Genomic DNA, 23,064 nt, shown 5'->3' on the forward strand with positions numbered 1-23,064 from the left:
TTTATGAATTCCGTCGCAGAATAAAAAAACATGATCAAAATGAGCACGCAGACTTTTATATTTTGATTCATGGTGCTTAAAAGCTATACTAGTAGTGCGTATAGAAAAGACGAAAACGAGATTGGATATCTAATCTATTCGTATACAAAAAAGAAAGAGGGATCTTGATGAAAACAGAACAGCAGTATTTTGAAGAAGGAAAATCAATTCAAACATATATGAACGACATGAGTACATTAAAAGAGGAAAGTTTAGCTGTTTATGAACAATTTCAGCTTCCTAAAGATGGACTGGCTGACAAATTAAAAGCTCACAAGCTTCACTTCTTAGCGATTACTGAAGATTGGTGCGGAGATGCGATGATGATTAACCCAATCATTCGTAAAGTAGCTGAAGCTGCCGGTATCGATGTGCGTGTTGCACTGCGCGATGCGGACACCGAATTAATTGATCGTCACTTAACAAACGGCGGCCGTGCTATTCCGATTATTTTAATTTTTAATAATGAAGGAAATTTACTAGGTAAATGGGGTCCTCGTGCTCCTGAAGTTCAGCAAATCGTGGATGAGCTTCGCGCCGAACTTCCTTCAAAAGAAGATCCTTCGTTTGAAGAAAAGCAAAAAGAAGTCTTTTCTGCGTTACGAACAAGATATAAAGAAGAACCGGCTCTTTGGTCGTATGTTTATAACAGCTTCAAAGAAACAGTGTTAGCTGTTGTAAAATAATTTAAAAAAGCAGGGTAAAATGAGCGCTTCATTTTACCCTGCTTTTTTTCTGGTTATTGCAGCAAAATCGTTTGTATATCACTTTAATGAAAAGGCTGTTTTTATAAATGTTAGTGTTCAAAACGCGCACTTTTAATTGGTAAAACGCACAAAATTCTAAAAATAAAAATATTTTTTATTCAAAACGCGTACTTTTTTAACTTGATGATGATATAATAGCAAATAATAAATGAAGAAGGGGGACGCGTGAATGAATGTAAAAGCTTTTGGTTAGTACTTTTAAGCAGCATTTTTAGAGATCAAAATGAATTTTATTTTTTAAATTTAATGAAAGCGCTTAATAACTCACTTCTCAGAATATATAGAAGAAAGGTGTTAGATACATGAATAACTTACATAGAAAAATGGGAACGTTTTCTCTCATGATGGTCGGCCTTGGATCTATTATTGGATCAGGATGGCTGTTTGGGGCATGGAGAGCTGCTCAAATTGCAGGCCCTGCAGCAATTGCTTCTTGGATTATTGGAATGGTTGTTATTTTATTTATAGCTCTTTCTTACAGTGAACTAGGATCGATGTTTCCAGAAGCAGGAGGTATGGTTAAGTATACGCAGTACTCGCACGGCTCATTTCTTGGCTTTATTGCGGCTTGGGCAAACTGGATTGCCATTGTATCCGTTATTCCTGTTGAAGCGGTTGCCTCTGTTCAGTACATGAGTTCATGGCCGTGGGAGTGGGCGAAATGGACAGGCAGTTTAGTAGAAAACGGAATTCTTACTGGAAAAGGCTTGGCTATTGCTACAGGGCTATTAATCATTTATTTTCTTTTAAATTATTGGACGGTAGGCTTATTTTCGAAAGCTAACTCACTTATTACCGTTTTTAAAATTGTGATTCCAGGGCTTACAATTGGTGCTCTTTTATTTGCAGGATTTCACGGCGGAAACTTTTCCTCTGCAGGAGGCGTTGCTCCAAATGGATGGGCAAGCGTGTTGACAGCTGTTGCTACGTCTGGGATTGTGTTTGCTTTTAACGGTTTTCAAAGCCCTATTAACATGGCGGGAGAAGCGAAAAATCCGGGACGCTCTATTCCAATTGCCGTGGTAGGATCCATTTTGATTGCAACCGTGATCTATGTATTGCTTCAAATTGCGTTTATTGGAGCGGTAAATCCTTCAGAAATCGTAAAAGGATGGAGTCATCTGAACTTTAATTCGCCGTTTGCCGATTTAGCGATTGCACTAAATATTAACTGGCTTGTTATTGTTTTATATGCCGATGCGTTTGTATCGCCATCAGGAACAGGTATTACGTATACAGCTACCACGTCACGCATGATTTATGGTATGGAAAAAAATAAATACTTGCCGAATATACTAGGACGAGTTCATCCGCTTTACGGCGTTCCTCGTCAAGCCATGTTTTTTAATCTATTTGTCTCATTCATCTTTTTATTTTTATTTAGAGGCTGGGGAATTTTAGCCGAAATTATTTCTGTAGCTACGTTAATTTCATATCTTACTGGTCCTATCACAGCTATGACGTTAAGAAAAACGGGGACCGATCTTTATAGACCTTTACGTATAAAAGGGTTAAATGTAATAGCGCCTCTTGGCTTTATTTTTGCTTCACTTACTCTTTACTGGGCGAGATGGCCGTTAACTGGACAGGTATTATTTATTATTTTAATTGGTTTGCCAATTTATTTTTATTATCAAGCAAAATCAAAATGGAAAGGCTTTGGTCAAAACTTCCGAGCTGGCGTTTGGATGATTGTCTACTTATTATGTATGATGACAATCTCCTGGATAGGAAGTGAAAAATTCGGGGGACTCAATATTATTAAATACGGCTGGGATATGGGACTTATTGCAATTGTTGCACTTTTCTTTTATGCTTGGGCACTTAAAAGCGGGTACAAAACAGAGTATTTAAAAGAAGCAATTCATGTTAATAATGAAATGAAAGCAGCGGAAGCACAGTCTGCCTCGGCTAAAGAACAAATCATGGAAAAACAAATTAAATAAGTAGTAAAAATAAGGCTGGGACAAAAGTATTTCAGTTAAAGTCAAATGCGAACTATTAATTATTTTTAATTGGTAGTTCGTGTTTTTTGTTGTTATGTTGAAGATAGATTTCATGTTTTCAATTGCTTCTAGCAGTTGATTGGAGGACAAGGCGAAGACTCCTGCGGGAAAAGCGGAACAGATGAGACCCCGCAGGAGCGTAAGCGACGAGGAGGCTCAGCGGCCGCCCGCGGAAAGCGAAGCCTTGCACGGAAATCAACAGCTGTGTAACAAGCAGCTCAGCTCATGTATACAATTTATTCGTCTTTAGATTAGATTGATTTAGTTATGTCCCAGCCTTTTTTTATGGATAAATTTTCTTTTTTTGAATACTAGATAGTAAAAAATGCTATAATGGTTGGCAAAATCATGCAGGGGGAGAACGACTTATGGATATCGTATCAATCACTTCTTTTTTAGGTGTCGCCGCTTTGCTTACGGTTATGCCTGGTCCTGATAACTTATTTGTTTTAGCACAAAGCATATCAAACGGTAAACACGCAGGGATTTCGACTTCATTAGGTCTTTGCACGGGCTTGCTTGGTCATATAGCAGCGGCAACGTTGGGTCTGTCGGCTATTATTTATCAATCAGCTTTAGCATTTGCTATTGTCAAATACGCTGGGGCAGCTTATTTATTATATCTGGCTTATAAGACGTTTACAGCCAAAGATTCCGCTCTCGCTGTTGAAAATAAAGAAGCCATTGAGTACAAGGTGCTATATAAAAAAGGAGTGATTATGAACCTGCTAAATCCAAAAGTTTCGCTTTTTTTTCTTGCTCTTTTACCTCAGTTTGTTAATCATTCAACCGGACACACCACGCAGCAAATGCTTGTTTATGGAGCTGTGTTTTTAGTTCAAGCGCTGATTATCTTTACGTTAATTAGTCTATTTGCAGGGAAAGTAGGGGAGTTTTTGCGAAAATCTCCGGCGCTGTCTAAGCGGCTTAATCTCGTGCAAGGCTCTATCTTTACACTTATTGGCTTAAAAATTGCTTTTAGTGAGAAATAGCAGAAGATAAGATGGCGAACCTGCTTTTTATCTCTATTAAGAGGCGTGGACATAGGTTAGTTAAAGGGAAATCCGAACGATAAATCCAATTCGTTCGGATTTTTTATGTTTATGGTAAAATCCAGTTTTTTAAGTTATTGTTCTCTAACCTTTAAGAGGACGAACCCTTCTTGTCCACTTACATATATATATAAAATGAGAGATAAAACATCGGACAAAGCCGGTGTTAACCCCAAGTTCTTTCATATTATGGCTGAAAGGAAAGGTTCACATGAAAAAAGTATGGCTAGATGCAGGGCACGGCGGTACAGATTCAGGCGCTTTAGGAAATAATTTGCGTGAAAAAGATATTACGCTGCAGCTTGTACTACACGCGCGGGCGTATTTAGAGCATAACTATTTAGTAGATGTTCAAGTAACTCGTTCAACCGATGTGTTCGTTTCATTATCAGATCGAGCGAACCGAGCTAATGCATGGGGAGCAGATATATTTGTTTCGATGCACATTAATGCCGGCGGAGGTACTGGATTTGAAACGTATCGCTATCCATCACAAGAGGGAAGTCAATCTTCTCTTTTACAAAAAGAGCTTCATGCAGAGATTTTACCAACCATGCGCAAATTTGGAACGATTGCAGATCGCGGTTTAAAAACAGCTAATTATGCTGTCCTGCGTGAAACAAATATGCCTGCTGTTTTAACTGAAAACTTGTTTATCGATACAACAGCCGACGGTGAAAAATTAAAAAACGCGACGTTTCTTCGTGAAGTGGGAGAAGCACACGCGCGTGGAATTGCTGCGTATTTAAACTTACCTTCTACTAGCGTTACATTCTATATCATTCAATCTGGAGATACGTTTTATAGCATTGCAAAGAAGTATAATATCACCGTTCAGCAGCTGCAGGATGCAAATCCCGGCGTAGATCCTACCAAACTGCAAATTGGGCAGCAGATTGTTCTTCCTGTCACTACGTATACTGTACAAGCAGGAGATACGTTCTATAGCATTGCAAAGAAGTATAATATGACTGTTCAGCAGCTGCAGGATGCAAATCCCAGCGTAGATCCTACCAAACTGCAAATTGGGCAGCAAATCATCATTCCCGCTGTTTAATATCTGTAAATAAAAAAGATGACACGCTTCCGTGTCATCTTTTTTATTATTGAACTAATCTTACAAGCATATGGGCAAGGTGATGCTGTTGCTCTTCGTTTCCAACCTTCCACAGTTCGTGAAGCAGGTTTTCCTCTCGGTTGCGCGGCTCTTCATGCTTAGCGAGATAATCAGCTACTTTCTGAGCTGTTTTAGCAAGCTGTTCCTCATTCATCCCTAACTTTTCACCTTTTGAGACCTTGTCCCCTAGATAACTTTTAAATCCTTCGAAGCTAGAGAGAATATCCTCTTTTTTCTCCTCGCTCATAGAATTAATGGCTCCTTCAACTTTTGCTGAATGATTTGTTTCTACAGAATTACTCATAGTTTTTTTCTCCTCTCATGGTTATATTTGGGTGTTAGAAAGCATATTCCCCGAGCATTCAGTAAATAAACGTCCAAATGTGTTATTTTTACATTATGGCGTTTTACAAGGACTTGAAAAGGTGAGGTCAAACGAGATTTTACCAACAAATAATAAAATGACAAAAAGACTTTGGATGAAGAGACCAAAGTCTTTTACTAATTTTTATGCTGAAGCATCATACCTCGGGCGTAGGAGTAGGCTTGGCATAGCCTTCCTTATATTTATGATCAATTTCTTGACGAATGTCTTCGATGCTTTTGCCTTTGCTGTAGTCTACTACAGCTTGAGCCGCTATTTCTAAGCAGACACCGCATTTTGTTCCGTGATCATCCCACGTTACTGCGCCGTTTTCTTTGTTTTCAAAGATAAAACAGTCGTAGTTGTTTTGATGATTAGCTTCTTCTCCACATCCGCAGTAGCAAGGAATGTTTTCTAGTAAGGTTTGATGCTTAGCAGCGGCTGCATAAATAAGCTGCATATCTTCGGGCTTGTCACTCAGAAAGGAAGGGAGAGTTTCACTATTTTTTGTTTCTTCTCGTTTATCCCCTAATGTGTGCGGCTGATGTTCTTCATGTTGTGTTGTTTCTGTCTGTTTGTTAGCTGAACTTTCTTTACTTTCGTTTCCACAGCCGGACACCATGCCTGCTGCAAGGACAACTGGTATGACCTTTGATTTCATCATCAAAATGTTCATCCTTTCTTCAATTAAAGCTAGACAATGATATGTACATCCATCACGTTAAAAAGACATCATTCGTCTTTGAAGTCATTCATCAACTTTTTGCAAAATAATTTTCCGATACATACCTTTCAACATGACGCTTGAATTTTCCTTCAAGATAAGCTGATCCCGGCTTGCTTCAAGCATATGTTCAAAAGAGAGGCCAATATCTGTTCCTAGTAATTTTACGAAGAGGCGGAATATTTTTTTAGGAAAAGCCGCGGATTTCTTTTTGGTTTCAAATTTATCAAAAATCAGGATCGTTCCCTTAGGCTTTACTACTCTTGTCATTTCTTTTAAAGCTTGCTTTGCATCAGGCACTACGCTAAGAATCAAGCTTGCTACAACAACATCAAACGAAAAAGAGTCGAATGTTAGCTGCTGAGCGTCCATTTGGTGGAAAGTTATAGACGGGTTTTTGTATTTATCTTTTGCTTTTTGAAGCATTTCACTGGAATAGTCGATGGCTGTTACATTTACTTGATGAGGAATAAAAGCTAAATCGGCACCCGTTCCAACACCTACAAATAAAATGCGCTGCTCAGACGAAAAGGGGACATCTTGAAAGACTTTTTTTCTGGCTCGATAAAACATCCCGTTATTAAAAAAGACATCATAAAAAGGGGCCCAGCACTTATAAATAAATTGGTTCCAGCGGTTATTCACGTAAACCCTCCTAAAAAATAAGCTTTCCAACGCATGCTGGAAAGCTTATAGATTCCATTTATTTTTTCATTTTGAGTAAGCGAAGGCTGTTTAAAATAACAAGTAGCGCTGCTCCTGTATCGCTTAAGACGGCAATCCACAGAGTAAGCCACCCTGGGAAGATAAAGGCTAAGGCAATGACTTTAACAATAATAGAAAACCAAATGTTTTGTTTGATAACAGCTAACGCTTTGCGACTTAGCTTCATTGTATGAGGAAGCTTTTCTAAATTGTCTGCCATCAGGACAATATCAGCTGTTTCCATGGCTGTATCAGTACCAGCACCGCCCATTGCAATGCCAAGATCAGCAGTAGCAAGGGCAGGGGCATCGTTAATTCCATCTCCAACCATAGCCGTTTGATACCCTTCATGTTGAAGCTGCTGTATGGCCTTTACTTTGTCTTCAGGCAGCAAATCAGCGAAATAGCGGTCTACCCGAGACTGAGAAGCAATCATTTTAGCTGTTCCTTCGTTATCACCGGTTAACATCACAATTTGCTGCATTCCGTTTTGCTTAAGGCTTTCTAAAGCAGATACGGTTGTATGTCTGATGGTATCAGCTACGCTAATAATGCCTAGAACACTTTTAGCTGTTCCGACAATAATAATCGTTTTACCTTCGTTTTGAAGCTTTTCAATCTGAGACCAGCAGTGTGTTAGAGGTGTTCCTAAATCTGAGAATAATTTTGCGTTACCTGCGTAATAAACCGTGTCTTGAATTGTTGCTTGCACGCCTTTTCCTGTAAGGATTTTAAAATTTGATCCTTGTAAAGAAACAACTTTTTTCTCCGCTGTATAATCCACGATAGCGCGGGCAATAGGGTGATTTGAATAATCTTCAAGCGTTTTGGTTATCGCTAAAAGCTGATTTTCTTCAGCAGCAAGGGAAACAACTTCTGAAACGGCTGGTTTGCCTTCTGTTAGCGTTCCTGTTTTATCAAAAGCAATCGCATTGATTGCACCGGCTTTTTCTAAAAACGTCCCGCCTTTAATGAGCACGCCATTTTTCGCCGCGTTTCCAATCGCAGATACAATGGCGACGGGAGTCGAAATGACTAGCGCGCATGGACAAGCGACAACTAATAATTCAAGCCCTTTGTAAAACCACTCGCTCCATGCACCATCAAACAGGGGAGGGATGACCATAATGAATAAAGCTAAAATAAAGACAATAGGTGTGTAAATGGTTGCAAATTTATCAACAAATGCTTGAGTCGGCGCTTTTTTCTCCTGTGCTTCTTCCACTAAATGAATGATTTTAGAAATGGTCGTATCTTCGACTAGCTTTGTTACTTTAATTTCTAAAGATCCGCTTTCGTTAATCGTGCCGGCATAGACAGCATCGCCCATTACTTTATCAACGGGAATAGATTCACCTGTAATAGGAGCTTGGTTGATACTGGATTCCCCGTTTATAATTTCACCATCGAGCGGAATTCGGTCTCCTGGCTTTACGACAATCGTGCTGCCAATTGAAATATCTTCCGCAGCTTTTTTAATCAGCTGCCCGTTTTCCTTTACCCATGCTTCAGAAGGAGCTAAATCCATCAAACCTCGTATCGAGTTTCTTGTTTGTTCAATTGATCTTGTTTGCAGAGCTACACCTAAAGCAAACAGCCAAACGACCGTAGCGCCTTCAAGCCATTCACCAATAACAGCTGCTCCAAGTGCTGCAACGGTCATTAAAACATTCATGTCTAAAGAACGGCTTTTGATTCCGTAATAAGCACTTTTAGCCGGCTTATATCCACTAACAATCATAGCAATAGCGTACAGTACAGTTGTCATATAAGAAGCAATTCCTGTATGAGAACCGATAAAACCTAGTGCGATGAGAATACCTGAAAAAATAATCGGACCATTTTTGCCTTTATGGTGCCGAGATTCAGCGGGCTGCCTGCTGCTGGTCACTAAAGTAGCGGTATACCCAGCTTTAGATACTTCTTTAATAATGTCATCAGCTTCATTATCATGTTCAATTTGTGCTTTTCCCGTTGAAAAGTTAACGCGTACGTCTTTGACAGCAGGAACTGTTTTTAAATGATTCACAATCGTGTTTGCACAAGCTGCACAGTCCATTCCTTCAATCAAATACGTTTTCATTTTCTTATTTGATTGAATAGGCTCAATACTAAAGCCCAGTCTTTCCACTGAGTTTGGAATGAGTGACAGAGCTGATTCACTTGCCGCCGCCACTTGAAGCTTTCCTGTATTGTAGTTGATTGCTACGTGTTGAATATCGTTTAACGTTTTTAAACTTTTTTCAATCGTAGCAGCACAAGAAGGACAATCCATTCCATACACGCGGTATTCAGCCGTTTCTTCTATGTCACTGCCTGTTGCTATATCGTGATCACTGCAGCAAGAATGCTGGCTTTTATCGGTCGTTAACGCACTTGTATCTGAACAGCAGCTGTGACTGTGTGCGTGACTCTTTGTACTACAGGAAGAAGGTTCTTCAGTAGGTGCGGCTTCTGAAGAAGAGGAGCAGCAGGGGCTGTTCTCAATTTCTGATGAAGAAGGGCCGCTGCAGCAGCTTCCGGTATGGTGATGATGTTTTTTATCTTCGTGTTTCATTGTGTCCCACTCCCTATACGGTAAGAAAAACTTAAATGGTTACATCTTCTTTTTTAGCAAACATAATATCAATTACTTGTTTAATATGTGCATCCCTTAAAGAATAAAAAGCTAACTTTCCTTCTTTGCGATAATTGGCAATTCCTATATTTCGCAGCAGTCTTAAGTGATGAGAAGCAGTAGCAACCGTAGAGCCTACAATGTTGGCTACGTCACATACACATAATTCCTCACCTTTATAAAGGGCTAATACGATTTTCAGCCGCGTTTCATCTCCCAACGCTTTGAACATCGTAGAAATATCCTGAACAGCTTCAACATCGATAGAAGGCTTAATACGATTCACCTTTTCTTCGTTAAAACAATAAATATCACAGCGGTCTTTTGGCATGATTTCCTCCTTCATTCAAACATTCAAATGATTGTTTGTTTATAATATATGTCAATTTTAAAAAATGTTCAAACATTTATTGATTATTCGGATTTTTTTTCTGAGCAAAACATAAATATAGAAAGAATAAATATGAAAAGTATGCCTATTAGTGTATGTACTGTGGACTAAATGGTGCGGACAAAAAGAGAATGACTTTACGTGTAGAACAAAACAAAAAGCCACCCCTATAGGTAGCCTTTCAATGACTTTTAAAAATGAGAGAAATAACCGAATACAGCGCAAATTATGTTCATTTGGTTATCGTTTTAATCGATTAAATAATAAATCTGCTGCATTATTTAACACCTTGTCCGATTCTTTTAATCGCTTGTCTGAGTTTTCTAAATAGGATTGAGCAGATAATACAACATCTAATGGATCCTTGACATTTTTCTTTTCGGTGCATACTAAATGACCTACATTATTTTTCCAATGAATCGTGCATTTAAAATTCACAAATGTATCATCGCTCGTTCTCAAACGCAAATGCCTGATGATGGGGTTAGATGAAGAGTGCTGTGACAGCATCCACATTGCTTGTTTCCGGTCGTCTTTATGAATAATGCTCCACAGACTGGAGACTGAAGAAAAATAAGAATGTGCTTGACTAGAAAAATGCAGGATTTTACCTTCTTGATTTAATTGAAAGTAAGGAACGGGGATCCATTTAAGTATGTTACTTTCCATCATGCACCTCTCCCAACTTAAGTAATCTCTTTTACCATATCACAATTACCTAATATTTGTATGATTTTTATCATTTTTCCCACTCTTTTCTCCATTTTAAGCTGTAAAAGCTACCGAATTATTCAGTTTACAACACTTGAAAAAGGAACGTGTGTTCGTAAATTAAAAATTAAAGGAGCGAATTCTATGGAACGGCTACTTCAAGAAAGCTACTCTTCGAAACGACCTGTTGAAATTATTTATATGGATGATAAAGGATGTTTGACACAGCGATTTATCATTGTGTATAAAATTGATCCTCAGAGCGTAAAAGCTTGGTGCTTACTAAGGAACGAGAAACGAACGTTTAAAATAGAGAATATCTTTTCATGCGGATTCAGCAATAAAAGGAAAAGCAGTTTTAGGCAGAAAGCTCACTCAATTTAAGAGGGGCTTTTTCATATCATTTCCTCTTATGGCGTGTGAGTTATTTTCATACACTATATCCACCAGAAAGGGGAATGAACATGACATTAAACCAAGGAAAGAAAACTAAACATATTGCTAAAGGGAGCAAGGACGGAGAAAATATGACAATGCAGGGTGAGAAAAAACAGCATGAAGCACAAAGTACCTCTTTGTCTCATAATAATTGTCGTGCAAACCTTGACGGAGATTAATCTAGAAAAGGAAAGCTTTCGTCTCCGAAGCTTTCCTTTTTTTGTGTATATCGCATTTCTAAGTTAACTCGTATTTTCCTGAGCCAATCACAATATAGTCTTTCGCTTCACGTGTTCATACTATCCTATCTCGCATCCTTCGTTTTTAGAATCATTTTTCTGACGTTCTTGCAACACTGGGTCTACTATATTACTCATAAGCGAACCTCAGCCTTAACGGGAAAGAAAAGGGGAAATGAAGATAAAAATTCTGCGTTTCTTCATTATAATAAGAAAAAACGATCTGTTTACTAGTATTTAAATCTTTCGAAAAATCAAAATAAATAATGATTGATTTCGTCACTTTATTGTGGTTTCATAATAAAGTGTAAAAAGACCATTTTTCTTTCAGAGAGAAATGAGATAGAGTACTTCTGTGTTGATTCTTTCTTTTGAATATAGTATACATACAGGGGTATAGAAATTAATTGGGAGGAAAACATGGCGATATTATATATGAGCATAGGTATTTTACTTTTATTAATTTGTTACAGTTTTTATAAACGCTATGTGCCGGTGCAAGGAATAAAGAAAGTGACGACCGCCGACTGTGCTTCTACAACGATTTCGTATGTAGATGTTCGTCATTTTCATGAAATGAAACAAAACCCCTGTCAAAAAGCAATCCATATTCCGCTTCCTTATTTAGAGAGACAGCATGAGGAAATTCCATATAAAGAAGTGGTCGTAATTGTTCCTGACAGCATTTCCCGAAATTTAAGCATTCGGCAGCTAAAAAAACATGGATATCAGGTCAAAGGATACATGTGTGCGGAAAGATGTGTATAATAAAAAAACGGCAAATAAGCCTTAAACGACTTTGATATAGAAGGATATAATAGATAAGCTAAGCGATACTCATTTCAAAATGGGTATCTTTTTTTGCTTTAAGGATTAAGAAGGGGAGTGGAGATCGGTTTCTTTTGGTTCAACAGCTACTGAGTCTTTTAGCGTATTTTTATGACAAAAGGTTTGAAAAATTCCTTTTGTGGTAAAAAAAAACGTAGTTCTACTAGTGCATAGACAGAGGTTTAATAGGAAGTTATAATTTAGGCAATTACATAAAAGGGGAGTAAGCTAAGGAAGGTGAATAGATGTGCGAAAGATAAAGCGGTTGCTATTTCTGTTCATTTGTATAGCGGTTGTAATTGTTGCGTATGAGATGATTCGATATCCGATTGAAAACAATGCTGCAAGTGTGCAGCAGCATTTGCGAAATTGGGAGCATAAAGAAAGTATTGATGGTTCTGCAAGGATTACGCTGCAAGATTTTAAACGGGTTGATCACTCTAATACATACATAGCCTTATTCTCCATACCTGGTGATAAAGAAGGAATGGCCGTATTGAAGCAAGGATGGAACAAACGCCTGCGTATTGAAGTCAGTACCAAAATGAGCAATTTAGTGGATTATGATGATATCCATACAAATAAAGGTACATATGCGCTGTTTACAGGAACAAATAGAAGTAAACAAATTGAGCGCGTAAAGGCGGCTTTGGTGCACGATACATATACAATTGATGCCGCGGTTCCAAAAAGTGATTATTTTGTGCTGTATGAAAAAATACCGAGTCATATTAAACATCCGTTTCCAGCAACGACAACGCTGCTAGATAAAGCAGGGGATGATATCACGGTTAAAGAATTTATGGACCAAGAGCTGCGTGAATAACACGTGGCTTTTTTCTATAATAAAAAGCTTTTTAAAAAAATTCACGTTTTGTTCATATTTTCGAAAGAAAGAATTTTAAGCAAAAAAATCAAATATTTGCTACAAAACAAAGGGGAATTAACGGGCAAAATAAGTTTCATACAGGGCGTCACATTTTCTTTGAAAATTTGTCACAAAATATTCAATTATGTCGATGTGTATTGATATATCAATGTTGAAGCAAACATGCAAAGCTAATTTTGCAGTTATTCCTAAAGAAATAGTTAAGAAATGGGAGCTGAATCCTTTTATTTACATTTATTCATACCAAATTATGTGATAGAATATCGCAAGGTTGAAGCACTCTAACCCCATTGGTACAGTCACTATATTAGAATATTTTTAATATAAAAAAATAAAGCAAAAGGGACGAAAAAAATGTCATTTTGTATTACAATAGTAGTGGCCTACAAATAAGGGGGAAGAGAGTCTGTATAAAAATGTCGTTATCTAGCGAAAGATAGCGCATTTTGAATGTTCATCAATATAGGCTTCGCATCATGTGTTGTTAGAAAGGAGAGTTTTAAGTGAAACCAAAAAAAGGATTTTGGAAGCTAGTAGGTTTACTATCTGCGCTTTCACTAGTATTTTTGAGCGGTTGTTCAAAACTTGCTGTATTGAACCCGCAAGGTCCTGTTGCAAAAACGCAATCTGATTTAATCATTTGGTCTATGTGGATGATGTTGATCGTGGTTGTTGTCGTATTTGCTATTTTTATATTTGTTCTTGTCAAATATCGTGAAAAACCTGAAAACATGGACTATGAGCCACCTGAGCAAGAAGGTAACTTAAAGATGGAGGTTATTTGGACAGCATTCCCAATCATCATCTTAATTCTATTAGCAGTGCCAACTGTTAAAGCGATCTACTCTGCAGAAGAAGTACCGGCAGAATCAAAGGATAAAGATCCAATCGTGATTCACGTTACATCTGCAAACTGGAAATGGATTTTCAGTTATCCGGAACAAAATATCGAGACGGTTAACTACGTAAACATTCCAGCAGATACGCCAGTGAAATTTGAGTTAACGGCTCAAGGACCTATGAACTCATTCTGGGTACCAGAACTTGGCGGACAAAAATATTCGATGAACAATATGTCAATGCCATTATACTTAGAAGCTGATAAGCCTGGTTCTTATATGGGACGTAGTGCTAACTTCTCGGGTGAACATTTCACTCAAATGCAGTTCGAAGTTCAAGCTCAAACGGACAAAGACTTCAAAGAGTGGGTTAGTGACGTAAAAGGTACAGCTGGTAAATTGACTGAAAAGAAATATGATCAAATCCTAAGCCCAGGCGTTGTTGGTCGTCAAACTTACAACGGTACACATTTAAAATGGATTGACCATGCAAAAGATGTATACATTCCTGGCAAAGAGCTAGAACGTGGTACAGGACATGATCACAGCAAGATGAAAGAAGACGAAAAAACGAGTAATGAAGAAATGGAAAACATGGATCACTCAAATCATGAATAACATTCATTTATTACACTAAATAACGTAATGATTGGGGGAAGACATAATGAAGCTAGATGAATTTTTCGTCACTGGCGAACCTATGATTTACGCTGCTGACGCAGCAATCGCTATGACGGTCATCGGTATCGTTTTTGTCTTAACATATTTCAAGAAATGGAAATGGTTATGGACAGAATGGTTAACAACAGTTGACCATAAAAGACTCGGTGTCATGTACATCCTTTCAGCTGTATTAATGCTTTTCCGCGGCGGAATTGATGGAATCATGATGCGTATGCAGCTTGCATTCCCGGGTATGAACATTTTAGATGAACATCACTACAACGGAGTCTTCACGGCTCACGGTGTTATCATGATCTTATTCATGGCAATGCCATTTATTATCGGACTAATGAACGTAATCGTTCCATTACAAATTGGTGCGCGTGACGTAGCATATCCGTTCTTAAACGCAATCAGTTTCTGGACATTCTTTATGGGAGCAATGCTATTTAACCTTTCTTTCGTAATCGGAGGAGCTCCTGATGCAGGTTGGACAAGTTACTTCCCGCTTGCAGGTAAAGAATTCAGTGAGGGTATCGGAAATAACTTCTATGCCGTTTCACTACAGATTGCTGGTGCTGGTACATTAATGACTGGTATCAACTTCTTTGTAACAATTTTAAAAATGCGTGCCCCTGGCATGACAATGATGAAAATGCCAATGTTTACTTGGTCAATCTTCATCACATCAATTATTATCATTTTCGCGTTCCCTGTATTAACAGTAGCGCTTGCACTTATGACACTTGACCGTGTATTCGGAACAGCCTTCTTTACAATGGCTAACGGCGGTCTTCCAATGATGTGGGCTAACTTATTCTGGATTTGGGGTCACCCTGAAGTATATATCGTTATTTTACCGGTATTCGGTGTCTTCTCAGAAGTTATCAGTACACATTCTCGTAAGAACTTATTCGGTTATAAAGCAATGGTAGTATCAATGGTCGGTATCGCATTCTTAAGTTACCTTGTATGGGTGCATCACTTCTTTACAATGGGTAACTCACCGTCAGTTAACTCGTTCTTCTCAATCACAACGATGTTAATTGCAGTACCAACCGGAGTTAAAATCTTTAACTGGCTCTTTACAATGTATAAAGGGCGTATCAAATTTACGACTGCGATGCTTTGGTCATTAGCGTTTATTCCAAACTTCGTAATCGGTGGGGTAACAGGGGTTATGCTTGCGATGGCATCAGCCGATTATCAATATCATAACAGTTACTTCCTAATCGCTCACTTCCACTATGTATTAATCTCTGGTACAGTGTTTGGCTGTTTCGCAGGTTTATACTTCTGGTATCCGAAAATTTTCGGTCACACGTTGAACGAAAAATTAGGAAAAATTTCATTCTGGATTTTTGTTGTTGGATTTAACGTATGTTTCTTCCCACAATTCTTCCTAGGTTTAGACGGTATGACTCGTCGTATGCAAACTTATGCAGACAACCTTGGCTGGAACGGATTAAACTTAGTTTCAACAATCGGTGCATTCTTAATGGGTCTTGGCTTCTTCGTATTAGTAGTTAACTTATTATACAGTGCATGGAAAAACAAACGCGACACTGCAAACGATCCTTGGGATGGTCGTACACTTGAGTGGTGGACTAAATCACCAGTTCAAGCTTACAACTTTGCAGTAATTCCTCATGTGAAAGAAATGGATGCATTCTGGCACATGAAAAAACGTAATGAAACAGAAATTAAAGCAGAAGACTTAAAACCAATTCACTTACCAAGCAACTCTGGTGTGCCGTTTATCTCAGGTATTTTCTGGTTTATCGGTGGATTTGGCTTAGTATTTGAATGGATTCCAATGGCAATCGTTGGATTAGCAGGTATTTTTGCTTGTATGCTTGCTCGTTCATTTGATTATGATCCGGGCTTCTATGTAAAAGTAGATGAAATCAAGAAGGTTGAAGGAATTACAGGGGGTGACAAATAATGGCAGGACATTTAGATAAATCATTGCCGTTAGAATACCAAGAAGAACAAAGTCGCCTGAATATCCTTGGATTCTGGATTTTCTTAGGTGCCGAGATCGCGTTGTTCTCTACGCTGTTCGTAACGTACTTAACGTACCATACACGTACAGCGGGTGGCCCTACTGCAGAAGAACTGTTCGTTGTTAAAGATTTTATGATCGAAACGCTGTTACTACTATTCAGTAGTTTCACGATGGGAATTGCCATCTTTAAAATGCGTAATAATGATTTAAAAGGACTTTTAGTTTGGTTTGTTATTACACTTGTTCTTGGTGGAGGATTCCTTTTCTACGAAATTCGTGAGTTTTACATGTACGCAGTTCACGAAGGTGCAACAATGCAAACAAGTGCCTTCTTATCAGGGTTCTTTACACTACTTGGAACGCACGGTCTTCACGTAACAGTCGGTGTATTCTGGGCAATCAGTATTATTATTCAATTAGTAAGACGAGGATTAACACCAGTTACTGCTCGTAAAGTATTTATTATCGGTTTATACTGGCATTTCCTTGATGTTGTATGGATCTTCATCTTCACGCTTGTATACTTGAACGGATTGGTGGGATAAGACATGGAAAATAAACAAGGCCAAAAAGCAGGTTTTCCGCTTAGTCATGTATTTGGGCTTATCCTTTCACTAGCCTTAACATTCGCAGCGCTTGGTTTAGTAGTGCTAGCTGATCTATCAAGAAGCATTACGATGACTCTTATCATGATCCTAGCGTTATTACAAGCAGCAATGCAGCTAGTAATGTTCATGCACATGACTGAAAGTGAAAATGGTAAAGTACAGGTTGCAAATATTCTTTACAGTTTCTTTATTGCACTTTGTATCGTTGTTGGTACACTGTGGATTCTTGCAGCTCACTTTAACCATTAAAAATAAAACCACTTACTTCGGTAAGTGGTTTATTTTTTTTCATTCAGTTTATATTTCAACGTTTGATATTCTCCCGTAGCCACTTTTTTTACTACTTTTCCTTTATCATCTCTATAAACATTTACTTGTTCGTATACTTCAATTCGGTATCCGCCTCTTTTTTCTGTTTTAACATGAACTTCTTTGACCGACATATTTAATTGTTCCGCAGCGTCTTCATCAGCAGAAGTTTCAACAGCTCCTCCATCAAGTGAAAGGTGAGATAAGCTGTCAAACGACTGCTGGGAATTGTTATCAACATAGCTTGTCACGACTAAAATGCCGGCAAAAAACAATACTAAAAAAAGCGTCCGGACTTTTATCTTCATCTTAAAACACCCCCGTAAACTGACAAACAAGCACGACTGCACCTAATATCCAAACGTAAATCGCAAACGTTTTTAACGAATGATGCTTTAAATAATTGATCATCCATTTTACCGCTACATAACCGAATAAAGCAGATGAAAGGGTAGCGACGAATAAAAAGAAAACGGAGAGCTGCTCGACTTCACCTGTGACTACATCTTTTAACTGAAGTAACACTGCTCCGCAAATGGCCGGAGTCGACAATAAAAAGGAAAAATAAGCGGCTGTTTCACGGTCTAATTTTCGCATTAACGCAGCTACCATCGTTAAGCCAGACCTGGATACAGCAGGGAATATCGCAGCTGCTTGAAACGAGCCGATAAAAAAAGCATCTCCGTATGAAATATGATCCATTTTTTTATAGCCATTTTTTACGGAATCACCAAACCATAACAGCAGTCCCGTCGCAAGAAATTCCCAGCCGATCGTTAAGCCTGATTTAGAAATGCTGTCAAAATAGTCTTTAAACAAAAGACCAATCGCAACTGCAGGGATCGTTCCTATCACTAAAAGCCCTGTAAGCTTGCTAAACGGATGCCGAATAATATGCCATAGCTCACGCTTATAAAAGACAAACACAGCAAGCAGAGTGCCCATGTGCAGCATCGTATCTAAATACAATCCTGCATCGTCTAAGCCAAATAAGTGGCGCCCTAAATACAAATGCCCCGTGCTGCTTATCGGTAAAAACTCTGTAAGCCCCTGAATGATTCCCAAAATAAATGCTTCAAACCACGACATCTTATCACCTCATACAGCGTGTCCTTATTAGTAGTGTATAGAGGAAGTTCTGAGAACATGACAAAAACATGGAAGTATAGGCATTCATTTAGTGAAATAAATACGTAAAAATAGGTCATAGTATAAGAAGAGACGACCATTCTTATCTCCATCTCATCCACTATGGAAAGAGGTGCTTAAAATGATACGAAAATGGGTTGCTGTATGCGTCGTATTCGCTGCTTTTATTTTTCCACAAGCAGTAAGTGCTGAACAGCCAAAAGTAGAGGTGTTTCAAATTGAAACGGGCAGAGTCGTTCGTTCAACGCCCAAACCTCCAAATGTTCAAAAAGAAGCCGAAAAAAGTATTGCGTCCATTACTGGTTTATATAAAAAGGCAAGTCCGCTTCCTAAAAAAGGCTATCTTGTTAAAGTACCTCTTGATCCAGCCGTGAAAATTGAAAATAGTGCGGTCAACACGCTGGCAAGTGAAGTTATTTTTGTTCTTGAACCGAACCAAAAACCGATCATGATGGTATTTGACAATGAAAATAGAACCTATTTTTTTGAATTTACTCATGATTTAACTCTTCTCAGAAAAGCATTACAGCTATAAGTCATCGAAATGATGGCTTTTTTTTACATAGACAGTTGACAGTTTATTATGATAAATGTAATATATTTAGAAAAGTCAGAAATAATAAGGGGGAGAATTATGTGATAGCTCTACGACCGTTCTCCAAAAAAGACTTTAAACAGCTAATGGATTGGATTCCCTCCGAGTCATTTATGGTGCAATGGAGCGGCTCTAGCTTTTCTTTTCCGCTTACTCCTAGACAGTTAAAACACTACATTCGATATGCAAATGAAGATGGTGCCTCTACCTATGCTTTTTCTGTAATAGATGACAATGAACAGCTTATTGGGCATATTTCCCTGGCTCATATTGATTATTATCATAAAACAGGAAGAATTGGCCGAGTGCTGCTTGGTGAAAAGTATAGAGGAAAAGGGTTTTGCGCGCACATGTTTGAAAAAGTGTTAGCTTTCGGTTTTGAAGAACTGGGCCTTCACCGAATTTCGCTCGGCGTCTTTGATTTTAACGAGCGGGCGATTCAGTCTTATGAACGAATTGGCTTTACACGCGAAGGCCTTCTTCGAGATGTCCGGCTTGTAGATGGACAGTACTGGAGCTTAATTGAAATGAGTATGCTAGAAAGTGAATGGGCACAGCGTGATGTGCATCAAAAATCAAGCTAACATCTACTAGTGAAAAGCCAGCTTCCCAACAAGCGGGCTTTTTTGACGTGTGCTTAAATTTCCTCAAAAAGGTATAAATTTTCATTCATTAAGGCATATAGAGAGTAAGTGATGTGTAAAGGAGGCCGTATGAATGAAAAAATACAAAGTAGGCGTCTTAGCGGCATGTATGTTGCTTTTAGGAACCGCTGGGTTTGGAATTGTCTATCAGCATCAAACATCTGCTAAAGAGCAGCCTCATTCGTTTAATGTACTCGTTATGGGCGTAGATGAAAGGCCAGGCGATACGGGCCGCTCAGATGTATTAATGGTGGTCAATTTAGATAAAAGCCATAATAAAGCAAAGGTTATGCCGATCCCTAGAGATACGCGCGTGCACATTGATGGAAAAGGGACGGATGAGAAAATTAACCATGCTTATCGATACGGAGGCATTCCTTTAACCGTGCGCACGGTTGAGAATTTTTTAAATATTGACGTTGACTACTATGTGAAAGTAAATATGGAGGGGTTCAAAGATGTAGTCGATGAACTTGGCGGCGTGAACGTGAATAACCCGTTTCCTTTTGTCTTTGATTCATTTATCTTTCCTGAAGGAGAAAATGCGTTGAACGGTGAAAAAGCTCTTGCCTATGTACGGATGAGACATGAAGACCCAAAAGGTGATTTAGGAAGAAACAATCGCCAGCGTCAAGTGGTGGAAGCTCTATTAGATAAAGGAATGAACATGTCAACGGTGAAAAATATCCCAAGTCTTCTCACGCTCGCAAAAAAGCATATCCAAACGAATATTGATGTCAGCGATGCATTTACGATGTATAACGTCATTAAGAATGGACGGCCTGATTTCGAAACGGTAACGGTAAAAGGAGAAGGACAAATGGTAGATGGTACATGGTATTATGTTGTAAAACCATCTGAAAAAAAGCAGCTGAGCGCTATGTTTCAACAAACCCATTAATAAAAAAGAGGGCTGAATTTTTTCAGCCCTCTTTTTATTCACCAATTTCTTCTTGACGCTGCAAGCAGGAAATTTGTTTTTTCTCTGGATGGACACCAAATGTATAGCCCCACGTTTGCAATTTATCTAGAATGATTTCGTCTTTTTTAAAGCCAAAGATCATCACTACATCTTGGTTTTCATCTAAAAGCAAATACTTTTCATCTTTGCGCCACATCGTTAAGTTTGACGCATAGAAAAGATTCCAGCCGTTATTCATGCGATGGCCGGTTGCTTGGTTTTTATAGTTGACAATCATATTTCTTCCTCCATTAGTGAATCTTTCTAAAAGTAAAACTTCAAAGAATATTATAAACGTTCTCTTCCTAGAAATCTATTATTTATCCTATTGAGGGGACCTCGCCGTGATGTTTATAAAATACATGTGATAAAAGATTTAGTATATAAGGATATATCTGTATAAAACAAGAGTCAATAAGTAAGAAAACGGAGAAAAAAAGGGTCTAAAAGCGTATATAATTGAAAAAAATATAAGTTATCTAGCTTTAAAGACTTAAAAACACGCTTTTCAGACCATGGACATGCTTTTTCGAATTTCTACCTACAAGAAAGAAGGCAGAGGTGCGAAATGTGTAGGTGAATCTAAATGAGTTTACGGTAAACATGGAGCCCCAAAACGTGGTACACGCTAGAAAAGGGGGAAATTCAACGATGTCCAAAAAAGCGCTATGGATTAAAAATGCTTCGCAAGTTGTAACGGCCAAAGAAAATAAAGGTCCTTTAGCTGGAAAAGAAATGAGAAACTTGACGGTGATTGAAAATGGCTCAGTCTGGATAGAAGGAGATCAAATTGTGACCGTAGGTACAACACAAGAGCTAGAACAAAAATATGAAAGAGACAGGAATGACGCAACGATTATTGATGCTTCTCACAAAATTGTAACTCCGGGTCTGATTGATCCCCATACACACGCTGTGTACGCTGGATCGCGTGAAGAAGAATTTTATAGGCGATTTGAAAGACCAACTTCTTACTTGGATTTATTAGAAGAAGGTGGAGGTATTCACTCCACTGTCGTTCAAACACAGGAAGAATATGCGTACCGGATTTATCAGCAGAGCTATGAGCGTCTTACGTCTTTTCTAGCTCACGGAGTCACAACTGTAGAAGTGAAAAGCGGATATGGCTTAGAACTAAAAACAGAACTAAAGCAGCTGCAAATCGCTAAAATGCTGAATGATACACACACAGTTGATGTCATAAGCACCTTCTTAGGAGCACACGTCGTACCTTTAGCATATAAAAGAGATACGCAGAAATACGTCAATTTACTTATTCACGAAATGATTCCTCAAATTTCTTCTTATAAGCTCGCAGCATTTAATGATGCTGTATGTCTTCCAAATGCTTTTTCATTCCAACAATGTCAAGAAATACTCGAAGCCGGGAAAAGCCATGGCATGCTTCCTAAAATACATGCCGACCCCTTTGAATACTGCAGAGGAGCAGAGCTCGCAGCAGAGGTAGGAGCGATATCAGCAGATTATCTTTTGTATGCTTCTGATGAAGGATTAAAGAAACTGGCTGAAAAACGGATCGTAGCCACACTTTTACCGGGAAACTCCTTATTTGTTGGAATGAAATGGCCAGATGCTAGAAAAATGATCGATTTAGGCGTTCCGGTTACTCTTTCTACAGACTGCAATCCAGGTTCATCTCCAACGACTTCACAGCAATTTGTGATGAACCTGGCATGTATGAATATGAACATGAGTCCTGAAGAAGTGCTTGTAGCCACAACTATTAACGCAGCTCATGCTATTAACCAAGGAGATAAGATTGGGAGTATTGAAGCCGGAAAACAAGCTGACTTAGCGATTTTTAATGTCTCTAGTTATCGAACCCTTCAATATCAGTATGGTTTGAATCATATTGATAGCGTAGTGAAAAAAGGAGAAGTAGTTGTAGAAAACGGTAAAGTTTTGTAAAACAAGTTTATAGAAAAAGAGAAAAGGGTAAAGAATAGAGAATTTGTCACACATGCAAAGGCAGGGAATTTAGATATGATTACAAAACAAAAGGTTATTCCATTACTAAAAGAAGCTTGCCCATCTTTTGAGCCAAGCGAAGAAATCAACTTCAACGATAAAGAAGAGCTGCAGCATGAATTAAGCCGAGTAGCGGGTCATTTGATCTCTCTTGAATATAACGGCCAGCTCGAACGTGAACCGGATGTGTTTGAAGCGATTGAACAGCTGTATATAGAAGGTGAATCTGATGTGAAAGAAGCTGTTACAACGGGACTCTTTCAAGCAATGCATGAAATGATTATAGATCAGCAAATTAGTCCAGAAGAAATTGGAATGCTATTAAAACCTCACTCACTGAAGTGGTGGAAAACGATTGACCACTTTAGCGAAAATAGTGCGGAACAGTAAGAAAAAAGAACGTCATGGAAAC

At 38.4% G+C, this 23,064-nt stretch carries 27 protein-coding genes; 18 read left to right on the forward strand and 9 right to left on the reverse strand.

The annotated features are described in order from the left end of the window. Positions 1 to 167 precede the first annotated feature (167 nt). From ACH6EI_RS08550 to ACH6EI_RS08570, 5 genes are all read left to right on the forward strand, one after another. Positions 168 to 725: a thioredoxin family protein gene (locus ACH6EI_RS08550; protein ID WP_028414434.1), complete on the forward strand. Its 558-nt coding sequence runs from the start codon at positions 168 to 170 to the stop codon at positions 723 to 725. A 383-nt stretch (positions 726 to 1,108) separates the two neighbouring features. Next, on the forward strand, positions 1,109 to 2,752 hold the full coding sequence (locus tag ACH6EI_RS08555) for a glutamate/serine transporter AimA (RefSeq protein WP_099000364.1): 1,644 nt from the start codon (positions 1,109 to 1,111) through the stop codon (positions 2,750 to 2,752). Between the two features lie 135 nt (positions 2,753 to 2,887). Beyond that, entirely contained in the window at positions 2,888 to 3,022 is a 135-nt protein-coding gene (locus ACH6EI_RS08560; RefSeq protein WP_255219779.1) for a hypothetical protein, read from the forward strand. 158 nt (positions 3,023 to 3,180) lie between these two features. Further along, positions 3,181 to 3,804 (forward strand): LysE family translocator, encoded by a 624-nt coding sequence (locus tag ACH6EI_RS08565; protein WP_028414432.1) that lies wholly within the window; start codon positions 3,181 to 3,183, stop codon positions 3,802 to 3,804. Between the two features lie 271 nt (positions 3,805 to 4,075). Beyond that, positions 4,076 to 4,921 carry an N-acetylmuramoyl-L-alanine amidase gene (locus ACH6EI_RS08570; RefSeq protein ID WP_099331129.1) on the forward strand — a complete coding sequence of 282 codons (846 nt, stop codon included), beginning with the start codon at positions 4,076 to 4,078 and terminating at the stop codon, positions 4,919 to 4,921. A 46-nt stretch (positions 4,922 to 4,967) separates the two neighbouring features. Here ACH6EI_RS08570 and ACH6EI_RS08575 read toward each other — a convergent pair whose 3' ends face one another. The 6 genes from ACH6EI_RS08575 to ACH6EI_RS08600 form a co-directional block, all read right to left on the reverse strand. Further along, entirely contained in the window at positions 4,968 to 5,285 is a 318-nt protein-coding gene (locus ACH6EI_RS08575) for a DUF3243 domain-containing protein (RefSeq protein WP_014459329.1), read from the reverse strand. Positions 5,286 to 5,502: 217 nt separating this feature from the next. Continuing rightward, complete coding sequence (locus ACH6EI_RS08580) at positions 5,503 to 6,009, reverse strand: PCYCGC motif-containing (lipo)protein (RefSeq protein WP_028414430.1); 507 nt, start codon at positions 6,007 to 6,009, stop codon at positions 5,503 to 5,505. Between the two features lie 84 nt (positions 6,010 to 6,093). Continuing rightward, positions 6,094 to 6,714 (reverse strand): class I SAM-dependent methyltransferase, encoded by a 621-nt coding sequence (locus tag ACH6EI_RS08585; protein ID WP_028414429.1) that lies wholly within the window; start codon positions 6,712 to 6,714, stop codon positions 6,094 to 6,096. 58 nt (positions 6,715 to 6,772) lie between these two features. After that, positions 6,773 to 9,331, reverse strand: coding sequence for a heavy metal translocating P-type ATPase (locus ACH6EI_RS08590; RefSeq protein ID WP_098113276.1), 2,559 nt, complete (start codon positions 9,329 to 9,331; stop codon positions 6,773 to 6,775). A 31-nt stretch (positions 9,332 to 9,362) separates the two neighbouring features. After that, positions 9,363 to 9,722: an ArsR/SmtB family transcription factor gene (locus ACH6EI_RS08595; RefSeq protein ID WP_028414427.1), complete on the reverse strand. Its 360-nt coding sequence runs from the start codon at positions 9,720 to 9,722 to the stop codon at positions 9,363 to 9,365. Between the two features lie 300 nt (positions 9,723 to 10,022). Then, entirely contained in the window at positions 10,023 to 10,451 is a 429-nt protein-coding gene (locus tag ACH6EI_RS08600; protein WP_223546161.1) for a PAS domain-containing protein, read from the reverse strand. A 186-nt stretch (positions 10,452 to 10,637) separates the two neighbouring features. Here ACH6EI_RS08600 and ACH6EI_RS08605 point away from each other — a divergent pair, with 186 nt between their 5' ends. From ACH6EI_RS08605 to qoxD, 8 genes are all read left to right on the forward strand, one after another. After that, positions 10,638 to 10,877, forward strand: coding sequence for a hypothetical protein (locus tag ACH6EI_RS08605; protein WP_098113277.1), 240 nt, complete (start codon positions 10,638 to 10,640; stop codon positions 10,875 to 10,877). An 80-nt stretch (positions 10,878 to 10,957) separates the two neighbouring features. Continuing rightward, a complete protein-coding gene (locus ACH6EI_RS08610) occupies positions 10,958 to 11,110 on the forward strand; it encodes a hypothetical protein (RefSeq protein ID WP_165573530.1) in 153 nt (50 codons plus the stop codon). A gap of 480 nt (positions 11,111 to 11,590) precedes the next feature. Further along, positions 11,591 to 11,938 (forward strand): rhodanese-like domain-containing protein, encoded by a 348-nt coding sequence (locus ACH6EI_RS08615; protein ID WP_028409228.1) that lies wholly within the window; start codon positions 11,591 to 11,593, stop codon positions 11,936 to 11,938. A gap of 307 nt (positions 11,939 to 12,245) precedes the next feature. Further along, positions 12,246 to 12,824 carry a hypothetical protein gene (locus tag ACH6EI_RS08620; protein WP_013057828.1) on the forward strand — a complete coding sequence of 193 codons (579 nt, stop codon included), beginning with the start codon at positions 12,246 to 12,248 and terminating at the stop codon, positions 12,822 to 12,824. Positions 12,825 to 13,390: 566 nt separating this feature from the next. Next, positions 13,391 to 14,344 (forward strand): cytochrome aa3 quinol oxidase subunit II, encoded by a 954-nt coding sequence (gene qoxA / locus ACH6EI_RS08625; protein WP_013057827.1) that lies wholly within the window; start codon positions 13,391 to 13,393, stop codon positions 14,342 to 14,344. A gap of 46 nt (positions 14,345 to 14,390) precedes the next feature. Beyond that, the gene (gene qoxB, locus ACH6EI_RS08630) at positions 14,391 to 16,334 is read left to right on the forward strand and encodes a cytochrome aa3 quinol oxidase subunit I (RefSeq protein WP_013083896.1); all 1,944 of its coding nucleotides are present in this window, start codon (positions 14,391 to 14,393) and stop codon (positions 16,332 to 16,334) included. Then, the gene (qoxC, locus tag ACH6EI_RS08635; RefSeq protein WP_013057825.1) at positions 16,334 to 16,942 is read left to right on the forward strand and encodes a cytochrome aa3 quinol oxidase subunit III; all 609 of its coding nucleotides are present in this window, start codon (positions 16,334 to 16,336) and stop codon (positions 16,940 to 16,942) included. The genes qoxB and qoxC overlap by 1 nt, the downstream gene beginning before the upstream one ends. Positions 16,943 to 16,945: 3 nt before the next feature. Beyond that, positions 16,946 to 17,254 (forward strand): cytochrome aa3 quinol oxidase subunit IV, encoded by a 309-nt coding sequence (gene qoxD, locus ACH6EI_RS08640; protein ID WP_013057824.1) that lies wholly within the window; start codon positions 16,946 to 16,948, stop codon positions 17,252 to 17,254. A 29-nt stretch (positions 17,255 to 17,283) separates the two neighbouring features. Here qoxD and ACH6EI_RS08645 read toward each other — a convergent pair whose 3' ends face one another. Beyond that, positions 17,284 to 17,622, reverse strand: a complete 339-nt coding sequence (locus tag ACH6EI_RS08645; RefSeq protein WP_028414424.1) for a hypothetical protein — start codon at positions 17,620 to 17,622, stop codon at positions 17,284 to 17,286. 1 nt (position 17,623) lies between these two features. Further along, a complete protein-coding gene (locus ACH6EI_RS08650; protein WP_025751115.1) occupies positions 17,624 to 18,403 on the reverse strand; it encodes an undecaprenyl-diphosphate phosphatase in 780 nt (259 codons plus the stop codon). A 181-nt stretch (positions 18,404 to 18,584) separates the two neighbouring features. Here ACH6EI_RS08650 and ACH6EI_RS08655 point away from each other — a divergent pair, with 181 nt between their 5' ends. The 3 genes from ACH6EI_RS08655 (at position 18,585) to ACH6EI_RS08665 (ending at position 20,603) form a co-directional block, all read left to right on the forward strand. Further along, positions 18,585 to 18,998 (forward strand): hypothetical protein, encoded by a 414-nt coding sequence (locus ACH6EI_RS08655; protein ID WP_033580565.1) that lies wholly within the window; start codon positions 18,585 to 18,587, stop codon positions 18,996 to 18,998. Positions 18,999 to 19,099: 101 nt separating this feature from the next. After that, a complete protein-coding gene (locus tag ACH6EI_RS08660; protein ID WP_028414422.1) occupies positions 19,100 to 19,642 on the forward strand; it encodes a GNAT family N-acetyltransferase in 543 nt (180 codons plus the stop codon). 133 nt (positions 19,643 to 19,775) lie between these two features. Continuing rightward, the gene (locus ACH6EI_RS08665; RefSeq protein ID WP_028414421.1) at positions 19,776 to 20,603 is read left to right on the forward strand and encodes an LCP family protein; all 828 of its coding nucleotides are present in this window, start codon (positions 19,776 to 19,778) and stop codon (positions 20,601 to 20,603) included. Positions 20,604 to 20,637: 34 nt separating this feature from the next. On the opposite strand, the gene ACH6EI_RS08670 is transcribed toward ACH6EI_RS08665, so the two are convergent. Further along, positions 20,638 to 20,901, reverse strand: a complete 264-nt coding sequence (locus ACH6EI_RS08670; RefSeq protein WP_013057818.1) for a hypothetical protein — start codon at positions 20,899 to 20,901, stop codon at positions 20,638 to 20,640. A 413-nt stretch (positions 20,902 to 21,314) separates the two neighbouring features. On the opposite strand from ACH6EI_RS08670, the gene hutI reads away from it, so the two are divergent. Both hutI and ACH6EI_RS08680 read left to right on the forward strand, forming a co-directional pair. Further along, positions 21,315 to 22,592, forward strand: a complete 1,278-nt coding sequence (gene hutI, locus ACH6EI_RS08675) for an imidazolonepropionase (protein WP_099331128.1) — start codon at positions 21,315 to 21,317, stop codon at positions 22,590 to 22,592. Between the two features lie 75 nt (positions 22,593 to 22,667). Further along, positions 22,668 to 23,042 carry a DUF7674 family protein gene (locus ACH6EI_RS08680; protein WP_099331127.1) on the forward strand — a complete coding sequence of 125 codons (375 nt, stop codon included), beginning with the start codon at positions 22,668 to 22,670 and terminating at the stop codon, positions 23,040 to 23,042. The last annotated feature ends 22 nt before the right edge of the window (positions 23,043 to 23,064 follow it).

Source organism: Priestia sp. JSM ZJ58, assembly GCF_044383985.1.
GTDB lineage: Bacteria > Bacillota > Bacilli > Bacillales > Bacillaceae_H > Priestia > Priestia zanthoxyli.